The organism is Labrenzia sp. VG12 (assembly GCF_002237595.1).
GTDB lineage: Bacteria > Pseudomonadota > Alphaproteobacteria > Rhizobiales > Stappiaceae > Roseibium.
On the sequence record NZ_CP022529.1, the window covers coordinates 5,802,969 to 5,818,353 of the forward strand.

At 59.7% G+C, this 15,385-nt stretch carries 14 protein-coding genes; 5 read left to right on the forward strand and 9 right to left on the reverse strand.

The features are described from left to right. Nucleotides 1–272 precede the first annotated feature (272 nt). Nucleotides 273–488, forward strand: a complete 216-nt coding sequence (locus tag CHH27_RS28405; protein WP_198338509.1) for a hypothetical protein — start codon at nucleotides 273–275, stop codon at nucleotides 486–488. Between the two features lie 116 nt (nucleotides 489–604). On the opposite strand, the gene CHH27_RS26805 is transcribed toward CHH27_RS28405, so the two are convergent. The 4 genes from CHH27_RS26805 to CHH27_RS26820 all read right to left on the reverse strand — a co-directional run bounded on the left by CHH27_RS26805 (nucleotide 605) and on the right by CHH27_RS26820 (nucleotide 5,186). Continuing rightward, complete coding sequence (locus CHH27_RS26805) at nucleotides 605–1,408, reverse strand: pyrroline-5-carboxylate reductase (protein ID WP_094074312.1); 804 nt, start codon at nucleotides 1,406–1,408, stop codon at nucleotides 605–607. Between the two features lie 91 nt (nucleotides 1,409–1,499). Further along, complete coding sequence (locus CHH27_RS26810) at nucleotides 1,500–3,476, reverse strand: methyl-accepting chemotaxis protein (protein ID WP_094074313.1); 1,977 nt, start codon at nucleotides 3,474–3,476, stop codon at nucleotides 1,500–1,502. A 157-nt stretch (nucleotides 3,477–3,633) separates the two neighbouring features. After that, nucleotides 3,634–4,533, reverse strand: coding sequence for a thermonuclease family protein (locus CHH27_RS26815; protein ID WP_094074314.1), 900 nt, complete (start codon nucleotides 4,531–4,533; stop codon nucleotides 3,634–3,636). 17 nt (nucleotides 4,534–4,550) lie between these two features. Then, complete coding sequence (locus tag CHH27_RS26820; RefSeq protein ID WP_094074315.1) at nucleotides 4,551–5,186, reverse strand: helix-turn-helix transcriptional regulator; 636 nt, start codon at nucleotides 5,184–5,186, stop codon at nucleotides 4,551–4,553. A gap of 177 nt (nucleotides 5,187–5,363) precedes the next feature. Between CHH27_RS26820 and CHH27_RS26825 the strand changes: the two genes are divergently transcribed. From CHH27_RS26825 to CHH27_RS26835, 3 genes are all read left to right on the forward strand, one after another. Further along, nucleotides 5,364–5,708: a DUF952 domain-containing protein gene (locus CHH27_RS26825; protein ID WP_094074316.1), complete on the forward strand. Its 345-nt coding sequence runs from the start codon at nucleotides 5,364–5,366 to the stop codon at nucleotides 5,706–5,708. Next, nucleotides 5,705–6,799 (forward strand): quinone-dependent dihydroorotate dehydrogenase, encoded by a 1,095-nt coding sequence (locus CHH27_RS26830; RefSeq protein ID WP_094074317.1) that lies wholly within the window; start codon nucleotides 5,705–5,707, stop codon nucleotides 6,797–6,799. Before CHH27_RS26825 ends, CHH27_RS26830 begins: the two co-directional genes overlap by 4 nt. 84 nt (nucleotides 6,800–6,883) lie before the next feature. Continuing rightward, nucleotides 6,884–7,396, forward strand: coding sequence for a DinB family protein (locus CHH27_RS26835; protein WP_094074318.1), 513 nt, complete (start codon nucleotides 6,884–6,886; stop codon nucleotides 7,394–7,396). Between the two features lie 148 nt (nucleotides 7,397–7,544). Here CHH27_RS26835 and CHH27_RS26840 read toward each other — a convergent pair whose 3' ends face one another. Beyond that, nucleotides 7,545–8,885, reverse strand: a complete 1,341-nt coding sequence (locus CHH27_RS26840) for an MATE family efflux transporter (protein WP_094074319.1) — start codon at nucleotides 8,883–8,885, stop codon at nucleotides 7,545–7,547. 155 nt (nucleotides 8,886–9,040) lie between these two features. Between CHH27_RS26840 and CHH27_RS26845 the strand changes: the two genes are divergently transcribed. Next, nucleotides 9,041–10,003, forward strand: coding sequence for a histone deacetylase (locus tag CHH27_RS26845; RefSeq protein ID WP_094074320.1), 963 nt, complete (start codon nucleotides 9,041–9,043; stop codon nucleotides 10,001–10,003). Here the strand turns inward: CHH27_RS26845 and CHH27_RS26850 are convergent. The 4 genes from CHH27_RS26850 to CHH27_RS26865 form a co-directional block, all read right to left on the reverse strand. Next, a complete protein-coding gene (locus CHH27_RS26850; RefSeq protein ID WP_094074321.1) occupies nucleotides 9,974–10,924 on the reverse strand; it encodes a hypothetical protein in 951 nt (316 codons plus the stop codon). The two genes, CHH27_RS26845 and CHH27_RS26850, sit on opposite strands and share 30 nt — an antisense overlap. Nucleotides 10,925–11,037: 113 nt before the next feature. After that, complete coding sequence (locus tag CHH27_RS26855) at nucleotides 11,038–11,316, reverse strand: DUF6460 domain-containing protein (protein ID WP_094074322.1); 279 nt, start codon at nucleotides 11,314–11,316, stop codon at nucleotides 11,038–11,040. A gap of 534 nt (nucleotides 11,317–11,850) precedes the next feature. Continuing rightward, nucleotides 11,851–12,924: an AraC family transcriptional regulator gene (locus CHH27_RS26860; protein WP_094074323.1), complete on the reverse strand. Its 1,074-nt coding sequence runs from the start codon at nucleotides 12,922–12,924 to the stop codon at nucleotides 11,851–11,853. Between the two features lie 157 nt (nucleotides 12,925–13,081). After that, nucleotides 13,082–15,292 carry a 3-hydroxyacyl-CoA dehydrogenase NAD-binding domain-containing protein gene (locus tag CHH27_RS26865; protein ID WP_094074324.1) on the reverse strand — a complete coding sequence of 737 codons (2,211 nt, stop codon included), beginning with the start codon at nucleotides 15,290–15,292 and terminating at the stop codon, nucleotides 13,082–13,084. Nucleotides 15,293–15,385: the final 93 nt, after the last annotated feature.

The following is a 15,385-nucleotide window of genomic DNA, read 5'->3' on the forward strand; positions in this document are numbered from 1 at the left end:
TCGTTTGCGACACCGGGTGAAGGGGGAGCTGCATGCAGCACGGCGCGGTCGCTAAATCCTTCCACAACGCCTTGTTCAGCGTAAAGGCTGTCCCCGGTCCGCGGAACCAGACCTTGTGAGTCGGGGGGAAATCTTGTTCCGCCAGACAGTCGGAAGACCTCGGTCTTTTTTGTGTCCGGGACCGGAGCAGGCTCGGGCGTGGGCAAGTGAGCCGGTGCCTCCTTCAGCGGTTGACGAGATCTTGTAATCACCGTCGTCTCCGGCCTCTGTCGGTGTTCAGTCTGGCCGATGCTCTCGTCGCTATAAAGATTGTAGGTGCCCGTCCGGTTGATCAAGACAATGGCGAAGACCGCAATCAGGACAAGGCTGAAAAGGGCGAGGGAAATGAGTGTTCTGGAACGCTTGTTGGTCACGATGTGCTCCTGCAGCAGGCAGAAAAACCGGGACGGGCAGGCAAAAAGACCTTGAAACCCGCAGCAATCTTATAAGAAGAGGCGACAAAACGGCCGGTTTTGAGGGCAAACTTCGCGGGAAAACGGGCTTCATTCCGGCACAATTGTGGCGCGTGTCGGAAGGATGTTGCGTTCGGAAGTGAATATTGTGCTCATGTATCGTCAGCGATCGTGCGCACCCGGGCCGTGCTGGCATCGAGCCCCTCGGCGATGAGGCGGGGCAGATCCAGTTCTTGCATCTTGATCAACCCTGCAGCCGTGGTGCCGGCATAATCCACCATTTCGGTGACACGTTCGGCTGGGGTGATCGTATCTTCGGACAAGATCCGGCCGGAGGCCAGAAACAGCTGTTTGACGGCGCGGAGGGCAGTCTTGGCATCGACGCCGTTGGCTGTCGCATATTGCACCATGGCATCTGCAAAAAACGCTGCAAAGCCGGGCACCGGACCGGTCAGTGCCGTGAATATCTCGATCTGGGTTTCGTCTGCGACCCTGTCCGACAGGCCGCAGGCCGACAACAGGGCGGCCACTGTTTCCTGGTCGGTTGGGGCAAGGTCGCTGCTGGCACACCAGGGCGAATAGGCCAGCCGTTCTCTGGCCGCCGGGCTCGACATGGCACGCACCACCCGGGCCGATCCGCACAGACTGCTCAGCTGGTGCAGGGAAACGCCCGCCATGACAGAGATGACCAGCTTGTCTGCCGCCGCGATGCGGGCGCTGCTCAACAGGGCAGGGGGAACGGACAGGACAATCACATCACACGCATCGGCCAGCGCCTGATTGTTGTTTGTAAATGTGACCTGCGGCCAGGGCTCGAAACCGGCTGGAGCGCCGGACCGGTTCGAAATCCAGAGCTGTTCCGGCGCCAGGCACCCGCTTTCATGCAGCGCAGTTGCAATGGCACTGCCGAGCTGACCTGTGCCACCGATGATACCGACCGTTTGCGTAAGGGCCATGAAGAAGCTCCGTGGAAACGTTGGATGTCCCCGGAGCTTAAACGTTTGCGCATTTCGGTGTCACGCCGATACCGCGCCTCGGCCCTCGTGACTACTTGTGTTCATCGAAGAATTGAACGCCCGCCCTGGAACCGTCCACCCAGATCACATGGCCCATACGCTCGGTTCCGTCGAGCTGCAGGCTGACCGTTTTGCCTTCCTGAGCACCTCTGACACCTTTGATGCCGACGCCGGTTCTGGAGACGTTTTCAAGTTCGACGGATTGTACTTTACCGTCCACAATGACGTCAGCTCGTGTGGTGATATCCTTGCGTGGAGACCGGCGCGCTTCTGCATCCTTGAGTTCGTTCTCCATCGCAGCACCCAGGTCGTTCAGGCCCTGGATGACTTCCTTGCTCGCTGTTTCGAGCTCCGCCAGTGCCTGGTAGGCAGTGGGCGTGTCTCCTTGTTCTGCAGCGCTCAGGGCGCGGTGTCCTGCGTCATGGACAGCCTTGTGCGGCGCGACCAGGCTTACGAAGATCGGGTGTGATTTGATTTTCTCGTTCTGGATGTTGTCGTACCATTTGCCAAGGCGGCAATGATGATGATCCGGCATCGCGGAAGACGCCCAGTCGTCGTGACCCGTGACCGTATCAACGACCCGCTTCTTGAACAGCACATGATCGATCCGTGCCATTTCCAGAAGAGACCTGTCTGAGTCTGCATCGAAGAAGGACTTGGCCGATTCACTGAAGTGATCATTGCTGGTTTTCAGAATTCTTTGCATGTCGCTCAGCTGCAGATCGGTGTTTTGATTGGATTCAGCGACATTCGCAACATTGCGCGCAATCTCGTGACTGGCTTCCTTCTGCTGGTGCAGAATTTCGGTGATCTGCGTGACCCGTTCAGACACCGTGCCAACCATGCCGTCAATGGACTGCATGATCTCGTTGGCAGCTCCAATGGCTTCCTCGCCATTTAGAATAGCCCCTTCCGAACTCCGTATCGCTGTCTGGATGGTTTCCATGCCGGCTGTCAGGGCGTCGATGCGCTGGGCGATGTCCTCGGTCGCCTTGCCGGTTTGCGAGGCCAGCGTTTTGACCTCCGAGGCGACAACTGCGAAGCCCTTGCCGGCCTCCCCAGCGCGGGCAGCCTCGATCGTGGCGTTCAATGCCAGCAAATTGGTCTGATCGGCGATCGACTGAATGACGGACAGGAACTCGCTGATCTGCGATGCGGCCTCGCTGAGATCTGTCAGGCTTTGCGAGGTTTGCCGGGACGTTGACGAGATATCGCCAATGGCTTTGGACACCGCCGACATCTTGTTCAGCCCATCCTTGGCAGCGTTGTTCGTCTGGTTGGCCTCTTCGGCGGCTCCCTCGCTGTTTTCGGAAATCTGGCCAATGGAGGCGACCAACTCGTCCGCAGCCGCAGAGATGGACTGGCCGTTGGCATTGGCCTCTTGCGTGTTGCGCGAAAGCAGCGCCATCGCCATCACCAGTTCATTCAACTCGCAGATGGTGGTGGCGGTTGTTCGCAGATTGGTCAAACCCGTGGTCTCACGGGCCAGCACCTCCTCCTGCCGGCGTTCTTCGGTTTCAAAGGCCCGCTGGGCAAGGATCATGTCCAGAAACAGGCGCGTGACCACAGCTTGCAGGTCGCGCACCATGGCGCCTTGTGAAAACCGGTTCTTCCTGACGACAACCGGGAGCAACTCATTCAGGAGGCGGCCGAAGGCCGACATCAGCCATTCCGCACGCAAGCCGATCTTCACATGCGCCTGGCCGATCCGGGCCGCCTGGCCGATGAATTCCAGGTCTGGATCATGGTTGAAGATATAGTCCCAATGCTTGGCCTGTGCAGACTTGAGCGCGCTGGTATTCTTCTCGTGAACACCCATTTTCTGTCGCAATTCTTCCTGCTTCAGAAGGGTGTCGTAAAAGCGGTTGAGAATGCCGGGGAGGGCAGGTTGCAGCGTTTTCCAGGCCCGTTGCGCGGAAGCTGTGTTGCTTCCAGCGTCAGACATGAATTGAAGGTATTTGCTGATATTGTCGTTTTCGACTGTTTTGCTGGGGGCTGCTGCACTCATTACTATTTGGCCCTTGTGACGACGGGAGAAATTGGGCCAAGTTTCGCCGCTCTGTGTAAAAATTGTTCTAATTGTAATCTCTGTAAAATATACGTATTAACCCAAATATACTTTTGGCTATAGCCTACTTGACGTAGGGGAGTTTTTTGAAATTGCATCATTGAACCGGAGCCGCGGGAACTGATTCAGTGTCTTGGCCGTCAGGCACTGCCGGACCGGTTCGAAGGCTCCATTCCACGATTTCCGGCTCCAGATCCTCAAGGCCCGGTAGTGGATCCGCCGGCCTGTTCTCCCAGTCGTTTCGAGGCAGCTCGGCAAGCCATTCGGACTGCCATTTGCCGATCTTCTTTTCCCTGGCCTGATTGGCAAGTTCAAAGAACTCCTCAGGCGCATCTTCCGTTGGGTCCGCCCAGCCATAGCGGACCATCCGCTTGCTGAGGTCGAAACTGCCACGATTGCAGGTCGCCAGGATCTGCTGGGGACCGGTGTCCTCGATCTTTTCGCAGGTGACCTTGAACTGACGGATCAGGCCCCGCAGGAAGGTGCGCGCCCGTGCCCCGCAGGGCCATTTGCCGCCCAGGCGCGAGATGCAGGTTTCTTCCAGGTCGAGCGGCGCAATATGAGCGAGCGTTACCGTCAGGCGGTCCGACTTGATGTGACCGCCGCTCAGAACCTGTACACGGACAAGTTCGAGCGGACCGTCGGGAACGGGCTCGATCGGCGGATCCTTGAGCTCCAGATAGCGCTTTGAGGGTTCAATGCGCTTCAGATTACCGTCCACTCTTGGCGCCGATACCCCGTCCGGGGAAACGTTGCGAATGTCTTCCGGGAGAGGGGCGGGGGCCGAAGCTGCCGTGTCCGCAAACGGGGCCTGTTCACCCGGCGTAGCGGTCGGGCGTTCGGCATTGACAGAAGGCGGCGGCTGGACGTTTGTCGCATGGGCGACAGGCCCTGTTTCCGGTTCCACTTCCGGCGGATCGGCAAGCAACAGCCAGCCGAGCAGACCGCCGCTGGCGGTCAGCACAAGGACGGGCACCAAAAGTGGCCGGAGGTTCATTCCGCATCAACTCGCTGTCACTGGCTTGCCCAGATGATACGGGCTCTCCACTCGATTGCCGAGGGTTGAAATCGCATGGATTTGGAATTGTCCCCGATTGTCATGAGATTCAGCGATGTCGGCGTTTCGTTTTCCAGGAAACAGAGCTGGACGGGCTCCTGAAAGGGTTTCACGACCAGGCGGTCGCCCAGCCGGATCGGCGTTTCGTGAGACACGATGATGGTGTCGCCAGGTCTGTAATGGGGCAGGAACCGGTCGTCTGAGACACGCAGTGCAAAGGCATCGGACGAGGCCGCGGGAACCTGAAACGTTGTCCATCCGCTTCCGGCCGGTTGACCGTGGGCGTCGAAGCTTTGGGTGTCGGCCAGGTCCGACAGGCTGAGAAGGGGCACCAGGAACGGGCGCTCCGGAGTGTTCAACGTGGATGAGCCAACCCGGGCCGCGAAGGTGTCGAGCGCTTCTCCGGTCGCCTCGAGCACCTTGGCAAGGGATTCCGTTGATGGCCAGCGTGGCCGGCCGTCGCCCGCAAAGCGCTTGGACCGGTTGAATGCGGTTGGATCCAGACCCGCGCGCCGCGCAAGGCCTGATGGCGACAGCCCGTTTTGGGCCGCGAGCGCGTCGATGGCTGCCCAGACTTTGTCATGCGAAAGCAAGGTTCGTGTTCCCTGTTTGCGATCGAGTACGTCAACTCACCCTACGTGCATATGGTTTTTCCGGGCGAAAACACCAAGCAGAATGCATCATCACCTTTGCGTGGCTTGTTCAGATCCGTACTCCTGAGTAGTGTCCGACCGCGTCGGCAGTCTGGCCGGCAGCACCAGGGCAGGCAGATGACACTGATATTCAAGATTGTTCCAGAAACGCTTTGGCAGGAGGCTCTCGACCGGAAGGCCTTCCAGGGAGCCCCCGTCGATCTGGCGGATGGGTTCATCCATTTTTCCGATCCGGACCAGGTGAAGGAAACCGCTGCGAAACACTTTGCCGGACAGCAAGACCTGCTGCTGGTGGCCTTCGAGGCCGACGGGTTTGGCGACAAGCTGAAGTGGGAACCTTCGCGCGGCGGTGCCCTGTTCCCCCATCTCTACGCAACGTTTGATCCGGCTGTGGCCCTCTGGGTCAAGGACCTGCCGCTTGCCGAAGACGGCACGCATGTCTTTCCGGAGCTCAGCCGATGACAGCACCTTTTCTGGAAGCCGCCGCCCTGAAGGGGCTGCATCTGCTGGACGCGGAAACTGCGCACCGCATGACCGTTCTGGCGCTGAAGACAGGCCTGGTGCCGGCACGGCGCGCAAAACCGGATCCTCGGTTGTCGCAGGCCTTCTGGGACCTGACATTTCCCAATCCGCTCGGTATGGCCGCCGGGTTCGACAAGAACGGTGAAGTGCCGGACGCGTTGCTCAGGCTTGGATTCGGGTCAACGGAGATCGGCTCCGTAACGCCGCGGCCGCAGGAGGGAAATCCGCGCCCGCGTGTGTTCCGGCTGCCTGCCGATGAAGGGGTCATCAACCGATACGGTTTCAACAACGAGGGGCACGCGGCCGTGCGCCGCCGGCTCGACGCGCGCAAACGTCTGTCGGGCATTGTCGGCGTGAATGTAGGAGCCAACAAGGACGCGGATGACCGCATCGCGGATTATGTCGCCGGCATCAACGCGTTCGCGGACATTGCTTCCTATTTCACGGTCAATATTTCCTCCCCCAACACGCCCGGCCTGCGGGACCTGCAGGCGCGCTCCGCCCTTGCAGATCTTCTGACCGGCGTGATCTCGGCGCGTGACGCGTGTACCCACGAACTGGGTCGCCACGTTCCCGTTCTGCTCAAGATTGCGCCAGACGTCGCCGAAGAAGATCTGAAGGACATTGTCGAAGAGGTGCTGCTCAAGAATGTCGACGGCCTGATCGTTTCGAACACGACGATCACACGTGATGGTTTGAGCGGTGCCGGTCCTGCGGACGAAGCGGGCGGCCTGTCCGGTCGGCCGCTCTTCCGAAGATCCACCATTGTTCTGGCAAAGGCACGCAAGCTGGCGGGCCCGGATCTGCCGATCATCGGGGTAGGGGGGATCGACAGCGCGGAAACGGCCTGGGTGAAGATCACGGCAGGCGCAGACCTGCTGCAGCTCTATTCCGCTCTGGTCTTCAAGGGAACGGGGCTGGTGGACGAGATCCTTTCCGGCTTGTCGGCCAGACTGGATCAACACGGCCTGTCGACCCTGCGCGAGGCGCGCGACGCCAACGTGGAAGCCTGGGCGTCCGAGACGGCCTAGTTTGTCGCCGTAACAGGGGGAGCGCGAGTTACGGAGGGTGTTGTGCCCAAGTCCGCCTTCAGCCGCACATGAGGAAACCCGAGCATGATCACGCCGGACTACGTTGCAGAAATGGCGGCCTATTCGCGCTGGCAGAACGACACGATCTATCGGATTTGCGATGAGATCGGTCAGGAGGAACGGCTGCGAGATCGGGGCCTGTTCTTTGGATCGATCCACCATACGCTCGACCATATCTGCCTCGTCAATCGCTCGATCCTGACATTCCTCGATGGCGTCATGCCGGAACGCGCATCGCCCAGGCAGATTGTCTGGTCTGACTGGGAGGACTTGAAACGCATCCGGCTGATGCAGGACGACATCTTGTCGGCAGGCGGCCGTGAATGGACCGAGGCGTGGCTGGCGGAAAAGATCGTGATGAAAAGCCCGCGGTTCGACGACCCGCCGACCTTTGCCCGCTGGGTGATGGTGGTGCAGATCTTCAACCACCAGACCCACCACCGCAGCCAGGTCACCAGTGCTCTGCATGCCATGGGCATCGACTATGGCAACACGGACATTCCGTGGCGCCTGGGCGCCGGATATTTCGCAGGCTAGGTCTGTCTTGCAGATCGATGCGAGCGGCATTCGCGGCCTGTCCGGCATAGGCGCCGCCGGCTTGACCGGAAGGCTTTGCAGCATTTTGCGTGGATGACACGAAGGAGATTGCTGAGCAGCGGGTCTCGGGACCCCTTGCTGTGCCGACCTACCCGAAGGTCTCCGCCGCGCGCCGCTGGCAGGCTGCCAGAAGAGACAGGCCGCGAATGCCGAAAAACAGCAGAAAGGCGAGCCAGAGGCCGTGATTGCCCAAGAGCGGGAAGAGGGCATAGTAGGCTGCCAGATAAATGGCGAGGGACAGCAGCATCATGTTGCGCATGGTCGCCGACCATGTCGCACCGATGAAGACCCCGTCCATCTGGAAGGCGAGCACACCTAGAAGCGGTGTCAGGATGGCCCAGACAAGGTAGTTTGACGCGGTCTGGCGAACTTCTGGCGCCGTAGTCATGAAATCGATCAGATAGGGGCCCAGAACCCAGAACAGCACCGCCAACATGGCGGCCAGCGAAAAACTCCAGAGCGCAGTGAGTTTCAGGGTCCTGTCGAAAGCAGGGCGATGGCGTGCGCCGACGGCGCGGCCGGCCAGCTGCTCGGCGGCCGTGGCGAGCCCGTCCAGGAAGAAGGCCGCCACCATGATGAATTTCTCAAGAAGCGCGTTGGCCGCAAGCACCGTGTCCCCCTGGTCGGCTGACCGGGCCATGAAGAAGGCAAATGCGTAGAGCAGGGTGAACGAGCGGATCATGATGTCCCGGTTCACCGCCATCATGCGCATCAAAAGGCGCCTGTCGAAAATGACCGAGGCAGCGGGCCAGCGGCCCTGTCGTGTGCTGGCGAATACCAGAGCAAGGCCGACCATCGTCGCCGAGATCTCGCTCAGAACCGTTGCGAAAGCGACGCCTTCGACGCCCCAGCCGAGGCCGATGACGAAGCACAGGCTCAGCACGATATTGAGGCCGTTCAGGAACAGCTGCAGAACCAGGCCGGTGCCGGCGCGTCCCAGGCCAATGAACCAGCCGAGAATGGCATAATTGGCCAGAAGGAACGGAGCGCTGTAGATCCTCACGTCGAAATAACGTGTTGTCGCGGATTGCACATCATCGCTGCCGCCCAGAAACCAGAGTCCCAGTTCCAGCAAGGGCACCTGTAGCAGAACCACTAGGCCGCCGCCGATTGCCGCCAGGATCATGGCTCTCAGCAGCGTCGCGCGGATTTCTTCTTCGTTTTTGGCGCCAAAAGCCTGGGCGGTCAGGCCTGTCGTTCCGGAACGCAGGAAATTGAAGGTGGTGAAGACGAGGTCGAATATGATGCCGCCAATTGCGATGCCGCCCAGAAGGGCCGCGTCCCCCATGCGGCCGATCACCGTCATGTCAACCACACCCAGAAGCGGTGTCGACAGGTAAGCCAGCGTCATCGGGACGGCGATTGCAAGCACCGAGCGATGGGTGACGGCAAAGGCGAGCTGGGAGGGATCAGGCGCGGTGCGGGACATGGAACACTCAGGACAACGACGGGGCCCTTCTTGTCCGCTGCAGGTTGTTTCGTCAATCCTTGCCTGAACATACCGGTCATTCGGATCCGGAGAGGGGGTTCAATTGCACCGGAAGAGGCCTTTAAGACAGGGCCAGCTGGCTTATATTGCGGGCAATGACGCTCCCCATCGTGCACCACCCCGCCTATTGCGCCGACCTTCCGGCAAATCACCGGTTTCCCATGGACAAGTTTCGCGCCGTGGCCGATCTGGTCCGGCACGAAGGACTGCTCGACGGCAAGGCTTTCTACCGACCGAGGCCGGCGCCCTTTGAATGGGTCGCCCTGGCCCATGATCCTCTTTACGTGGACCAGGTCTTCACCGCGCAGGTGCCTGACAAGGTCGCAAGGGAAATCGGCTTTCCCATGCGCGAGGACATTGCCCTGCGTGCACGCTGCGCCACGGGCGGCTCGGTATTGACCGGTTATCTGGCGCTTGAACACGGCATTGCCTGCAACACGGCCGGAGGCAGTCATCACGCCAGACGAGCCCACGGCGCCGGCTTCTGTGTGTTTAACGACGTGGCGGTGGCCATCAAGGTTCTGCAGGCCGATGGGGCAATCCGCAAGGCCCTGGTGATTGATCTTGATGTCCATCAGGGAGATGGCACGGCGGACATCTTTCAGGGTGATCCGGATGTCTTCACCTTCTCCATGCACTCGCAAAAGAACTATCCGGTGCGCAAGGTTCCCTCGCATCTTGATATCGGACTCGCCGATGCCACGGGAGACGCGGACTATCTTGCAACGCTTGCTGACGTGCTGCCGCAGTTGATCGCACGCGACACCTGGGATCTGGCGTTTTTCAACGCCGGTGTCGATCCCTACATTGAGGATCGCCTCGGGCGATTGGCCCTGTCACGGGACGGTTTGCGCCAGCGCGACCTTTATGTGATCCGGACACTTCGCGACGCCGGCATTCCCGTCGCGGGCGTGCTGGGCGGCGGCTATTCAGACGATATTGACGAATTGGCCGACCGGCATGTGACCTTGCACAGGAGCGCCAGACAGGTTCACGGTCAAAAGGAAGCGCGCGTGGTCTGGTCGGGCTCAGATCACGATGTCGGTCGACCGAAATGAAACCGAGCCGGCTGTCGAGACCTGTGTTGCAATCAGCGTGGACGACACGGGGGAGCCGGCGAGATCGACGTCCCGTAGCGCGTCGAGGCCATCCTCAAGGTTGTTCCGGATGTTCTTGAGGTCTTTTCGCGCGTCCTTGTCGTCGTCTGCCAGCCGCTCAAGCGCATCGGCCAGTTGCTCCAGACCGGAAGCGATCTTGCCGAGATCTTCCTTGTCCTGCTTCAATCGCTCGCGCCGCGTGGTGGAATAAGTCTGTTCGGTTTCGAGTTGCGATTGCGTGTAGGAGGATATGGCTGCGCTCAGCTCCACCTGCCAACCGGGTTGTTTGTCGTCATCGTTGGCGGAAGCACTTTCTTCTGCGGAGGGGTCTGCAGGGCGATTGGGTGCGGAAACCGGCTCTGTTCTTCGATGCTCCTGATCTGTGCCTGAAGAGGTTGAACCGGCGCCGGTCACCGATGACGGAGTGGAGGAAACGGACGCGGTTGATTGCAGATTGCCGGAGGAAGCTGCAGACGTCAGACCCTCGGCTGAACTGCCCAGCTCCTTGGAAACGGACTTGAATTCCCGGGATAGCTGTTTCAGCTCCTTGAGCATGCGCTTGGCCTGCTCGGGGGTTGCAAATCGCAGCAGTTCCTTGAGCTGCTCGATGCGTTTTGCCATGAGCTCGATCTTCTGCTTGCGCATCGCATCTTGGCTGTCTTGTGCGGCGCGCTCGAGGCCGTTGCCGAGTTCAACGGACTCCTTGAACGTGTCAAACAGCGACCTGGCCTTGTCCTCGGCATCTTCCGCGCCTGATTTGGCAATGGCCTGAACCAGACTACCCGCTGCGGACAGTCTGGCGGAGGGTTTGGCAGAGCTGGTGCCAAATTGCACATTCCCCAAATGCCTTGCGGCCTGGGCGAGATTGCCGTTGATGCTCATGAGGTGTCTTTCAGGACCGAGACAGGTCCTGGCACTCTCGCTGAAACATGGTTAATGCAGTGTTAATTTTCCATCCCAGGTTGCTGTGCCGCCAACCTGTCAGGCATCTCACTTTAATCCCTGGGTTTGCCCATCGCCAGCAGGCGGGACAGGAGCCAGATCGGCACCACGACCATGGCGCCGATCACCAGGTAGTTGCCCAGCCGGCCGATGGCATGGAAGCCCATGTCCCAGAGCCGTTCGACAAAGGTTACGACCATGTCGATGAGGTCGAGCGGGTCGAGGTTCAGAGCCGACAGGATTATCCCGACCACGAAGGACAGAAAGACAAGCCTTAACAGGACCTGCGCGGGAGATCCTCCCAAGAAACGGCTCAGGCCTGTATCGGACATGTCGGGCTCCTGAAAATCGAGTGCTGGTCGCAATGAGAGTTAGGAAGTCTGACAGGAAATTGCAACGTGGCAGGCAAAGTAGAGGGCGCCGCGTCGCCTGAACCCCTGTCAATCATATCGATTAAATACATGTGGTGTCGTAAATCGCTAAATCCTGTTCGTGTTCCGCCAAAGACAAGACGGCTTTGCTGACGTATGCAAGAGGACAGGAAGTTGCAACCGGGCGTTGGCAAAGGACCCACTCTTGTTCGCGCCGGGTCTTCCTCAACCTGAAGTGAAAGACTGTCGTCAGGCCAGTGCGGAAGGTGGTCTGACACCAAAAGACAAGCACATTTCAGGTCGCGCCTGCGATATGAGTTTCGGATTGCACCTCACCGTTCCTGCATCCGGAAGCAAGCGGCGCCGGGTAGATCAGTCGAAGGGAGTTTCGACGCGTTCTGCTCGCCACAGACGTTACTGGCACGGCGGTGGCATAGCCCGAAGCCATCACCGTGCCAAAATTCTCCCAATGTTTCGTGGACCCCACTGAAGTGGCTACTCTGCAGCCTCTGAGCCGCCTCGCGGTGTTTTGGGCAAGGGCAGGCGACGCGGGCTTCTGAGAGCCGACCGCTCACGCACTTTTTTCGGCGGGACGCCGAACCAGGATTTTACCGCGCGCGAAAACGTGCTCAGTTCCGAAAATCCGAGAAGATAGGCAATCTCCTTCATGGGCAGTTCGGTTCCCCGCAGATATCTTTCGGCGGCCGATCGGCGAATTTCCTCGCTGAGCTTGCGAAAACTGGTGCCTTCCTTCTCCAGAAGGCGTTGCACGGCACGTTGCGACATACCGAGTTTGGCGGCAACCTGCGGAAGCGAGTTTGCACCGTTCGACAGGTTCGAAGCGACCTCGTTGGCAATGCGCGACAGAGGCGCTTCCATCTGGCCGAACTGTTCAAGTTCGCCCATCGCGGATTTCAGGATGATGTCGTAGAGATGCGCATCGTTGCGGCGCAAAGGACGGGCCAGCAGCGCGCTGGGGATCAGGATCCTGTTGTGGGAGGCCCCGAATTTCAGTCGGCCCTGATATTTCTTCTGAAAATTTGATGTGGAGGTGGGGGCCGAGGTCGCCAGTTCGATCAGGATGGGCGGGACCTTCATGTCCAGCGCGTGCTCAAGCTGCTGCGTCGCCCAGCCGATGCGGCCAAACATGTTTTGGCGCCATTCCCCGCGGCCCTCAAGGATCGGCCATTCCACATAGCCGCCTGTGTCATTCTCTTCAAAAATCATGCGGTAGGCATTGGTCCGGATAGGCAGGAACTTGACCCAGGCCTGACACGCTTCTCTTAACGTTGGCGCACAGGCGAACAGATAGTCGAATATGGAAAAACAGCCGATATCGACGGTGTTGAACAGGTCGAACATAACGGCGTCATCGCCAAGAACCTCCGCGATATGTTCAAAAACGGCGTGCCAAGCTGTGATCGAAACGGTGCCCTGCGGATCGTCCAGGCTCTCAAGGTCGAAATTATACCGTCTGGCCATATCAGGCCAATCCAGATTGGCATCTGAACAAATGTCGCGCAACACCCGGAACACGTCCGAGCGCGCCCATTCGCCTTCAAGCGACATGCCTATCTCCAGCCGGCCCGTGCACAGTTCTTCAGCAGACTGTGCATGACCGGACGCCGCGGATCAAGTTTTGTCGCCTTTTGCTAACAATTATGTCGTTGGTATTAGGTAAAAGTGGCAATACCGCTTCAACTTTAGGCGGTATTGCCAGCGTGCATCAGGCCGCGTCCTTGACCTTTTCTTCTGCCTTTGGCGGGAATTTGCCGTAGAAGGTGGCGTTCTCCTTTGCCATTTCGCGCAGCAGCTTGTTGGGCTTGAAGCGCGGGCCCCATTTGCGCGTGAACTTCTTGCAAAGTTCCACAAAGGCAGGTGTGCCCATCATGTCAATGTAGCTGAGCGTGCCGCCCGAATAGGGGGCAAAGCCGAAGCCCAGGATCGAGCCGACATCAGCCTCGCGAACATCGGTCAGGCACTTCTCCTCAAAGATGCGGGCGGTTTCGAGCGCCTGCATCACCAGGAGGCGCTGCTTGAGTTCCTCGATATTGAAGCTGTCGGCGGATTTCGGCTGACCGACGACGTCCGGAATGCCGGGCCACAAGCTCTTGTCCCGGCCCTTGTAGTCGTAAAAGCCCTTGCCGTTCTTGCGGCCGAAGCGTTCCTGCTTGACCACCATCTCTTCCAGGATGTTGTCGAGCGGGCCTTCCACATACTTGACGCCGAGATCCTTGCGGGTCGCCGAGACGATTTTCCAGGCCAGATCCAGCGCGACTTCGTCACCGAGCGACAGCGGGCCGACCGGCATGCCGGCCATCTTGCCGGCATTCTCGATCATCGCGGCCGGCACACCATCCGCCAGCATCATCAGGCCTTCGCGGATATAGGTCATGACAACACGCGACGTGTAGAAGCCGCGGCTGTCATTGACCACGATCGGCGTTTTCTTGATGGCCTTGATATAGTCGAGAGCCATGGCGAGTGCCCGATCAGAGGTGCGCTTGCCGAGGATCACTTCCACCAGCATCATCTTGTCGACCGGCGAGAAGAAGTGAATGCCGATGAAGTTCTTCGGCCGCTTGGAGGCCTGGGCCAGCGAGGTGATCGGCAGGGTCGAGGTGTTGGAGGCAAAGATCGCGCGGGATTTCATCACGGCTTCCGCCTGCTCCGTGACGGTTTTCTTGATCTCGCGGTCTTCGAACACGGCCTCGATCACCAGGTCACAATCCGCCAGGGCCTCATAGTCGGTGGTCGCATTGATCCTGGAGAGCAGTTTGTCCTTCTGCTCTTCCGTGGCCCGGCCGCGTTTGATCGCCTTGGTGATCAGCTCTTCGGTATGGGCCTTGCCCTTGTCGGCGGCTTCCTGGCTGCGGTCGATCAGCACGACATCGATGCCAGCCTGAGCCGTCACATAGGCAATGCCTGCGCCCATGAAGCCGGCGCCGAGAATGCCGACCTTCTTGATCTTGTTCGGCCGCTGGTCGACCGGACGGCGGGCCAGCTTGTTGAGTTCCTGCATGGAGACAAAAAGGGAGCGGATCATGCTGGCCGCTTCCGGGGTCTGCAGCACCTTGGCGAAGTAGCGGCTTTCCACCTGAAGGGCGAGATCCATCGGCAGCTGCAGGCCCTCGACCACCGAATGCAAGAGGTAGCGCGCGCCCGGGTAGTTGTCGAAGGTCTCGCGGCGGTAGATGGCGTTGGCCGCCGGCCAGAACTGGAAGCCTGCCGGGGAATAGACCTTGCCGTTGGGCAGCTTGTAGCCCTTCTTGTCCCAGTCCTTGACCGGATCGAGACCCGCCTTCAGCATTTTCTTGGCACTTGCGACCAGTTTCTTGGTGCCGGTGACTTCGTCGACCAGCTTCATCTGCTTTGCCTGTGGCGCACGCAGGGTGCGTCCCTGCAGCAGGAACTGCATGCCCTGCTGGCCGTCGGTCATGCGCATGACGCGCTGGGTGCCGCCGGCGCCCGGGAAGAGGCCGACTTTCACTTCCGGCAGGCCCATCTTCAGGCCTTCGTCGACCACGCGGCCGTGACACGCAAGCGCCAGCTCGGTGCCGCCGCCCATGCAGGTTCCGGCAACGGCGGCAACAAACGGTTTGCCGCAGGTTTCCAGCTTGCGATAGACCAGCGACAGTTTGCGGGAGCCTTCAAACAGCGCCTTGGCGGCTGCTTCCGGGTCGTTGCCACGCTTGACGTGGAAGTCCTTCAGCAGGCCTTCCAGCATGGTCAGGTCCGCGCCGCCGGAAAAGGCGGCCTTGCCGGAGGCAATCACGGCACCCTTGATGGCCTCGTCGCCCGCGATCTGGTCGACCAGCGCGTCGAGTTCATCCATCACGGAAAGATCGATGACGTTCATCGACTTTTCCGGCATGTCCCAGGTGATCAGGGCGAAACCGTCCTCGTCGGTTTCAATGGTAAAGTTCTTGTAGCTCATCTCAAATATCCTCCTCGGATCACGCGTCGACCGGCCGGAGAAAGGAGCGCTTCCGCGCTGCCTCCGGAATACCGTTCACGACGCCGCTTCCGG

Bases quoted from the DNA above. Each gene is read 5' to 3' on its own strand.
- CHH27_RS26805 (WP_094074312.1), bottom strand. From the start codon at position 1,408: ATGGCCCTTACGCAAACGGTCGGTATCATCGGTGGCACAGGTCAGCTC.
- CHH27_RS26810 (WP_094074313.1), bottom strand. From the start codon at position 3,476: ATGAGTGCAGCAGCCCCCAGCAAAACAGTCGAAAACGACAATATCAGC.
- CHH27_RS26815 (WP_094074314.1), bottom strand. From the start codon at position 4,533: ATGAACCTCCGGCCACTTTTGGTGCCCGTCCTTGTGCTGACCGCCAGC.
- CHH27_RS26825 (WP_094074316.1), top strand. From the start codon at position 5,364: ATGACACTGATATTCAAGATTGTTCCAGAAACGCTTTGGCAGGAGGCT.
- CHH27_RS26830 (WP_094074317.1), top strand. From the start codon at position 5,705: ATGACAGCACCTTTTCTGGAAGCCGCCGCCCTGAAGGGGCTGCATCTG.
- CHH27_RS26835 (WP_094074318.1), top strand. From the start codon at position 6,884: ATGATCACGCCGGACTACGTTGCAGAAATGGCGGCCTATTCGCGCTGG.
- CHH27_RS26840 (WP_094074319.1), bottom strand. From the start codon at position 8,885: ATGTCCCGCACCGCGCCTGATCCCTCCCAGCTCGCCTTTGCCGTCACC.
- CHH27_RS26845 (WP_094074320.1), top strand. From the start codon at position 9,041: ATGACGCTCCCCATCGTGCACCACCCCGCCTATTGCGCCGACCTTCCG.
- CHH27_RS26850 (WP_094074321.1), bottom strand. From the start codon at position 10,924: ATGAGCATCAACGGCAATCTCGCCCAGGCCGCAAGGCATTTGGGGAAT.
- CHH27_RS26855 (WP_094074322.1), bottom strand. From the start codon at position 11,316: ATGTCCGATACAGGCCTGAGCCGTTTCTTGGGAGGATCTCCCGCGCAG.
- CHH27_RS26860 (WP_094074323.1), bottom strand. From the start codon at position 12,924: ATGTCGCTTGAAGGCGAATGGGCGCGCTCGGACGTGTTCCGGGTGTTG.
- CHH27_RS26865 (WP_094074324.1), bottom strand. From the start codon at position 15,292: ATGAGCTACAAGAACTTTACCATTGAAACCGACGAGGACGGTTTCGCC.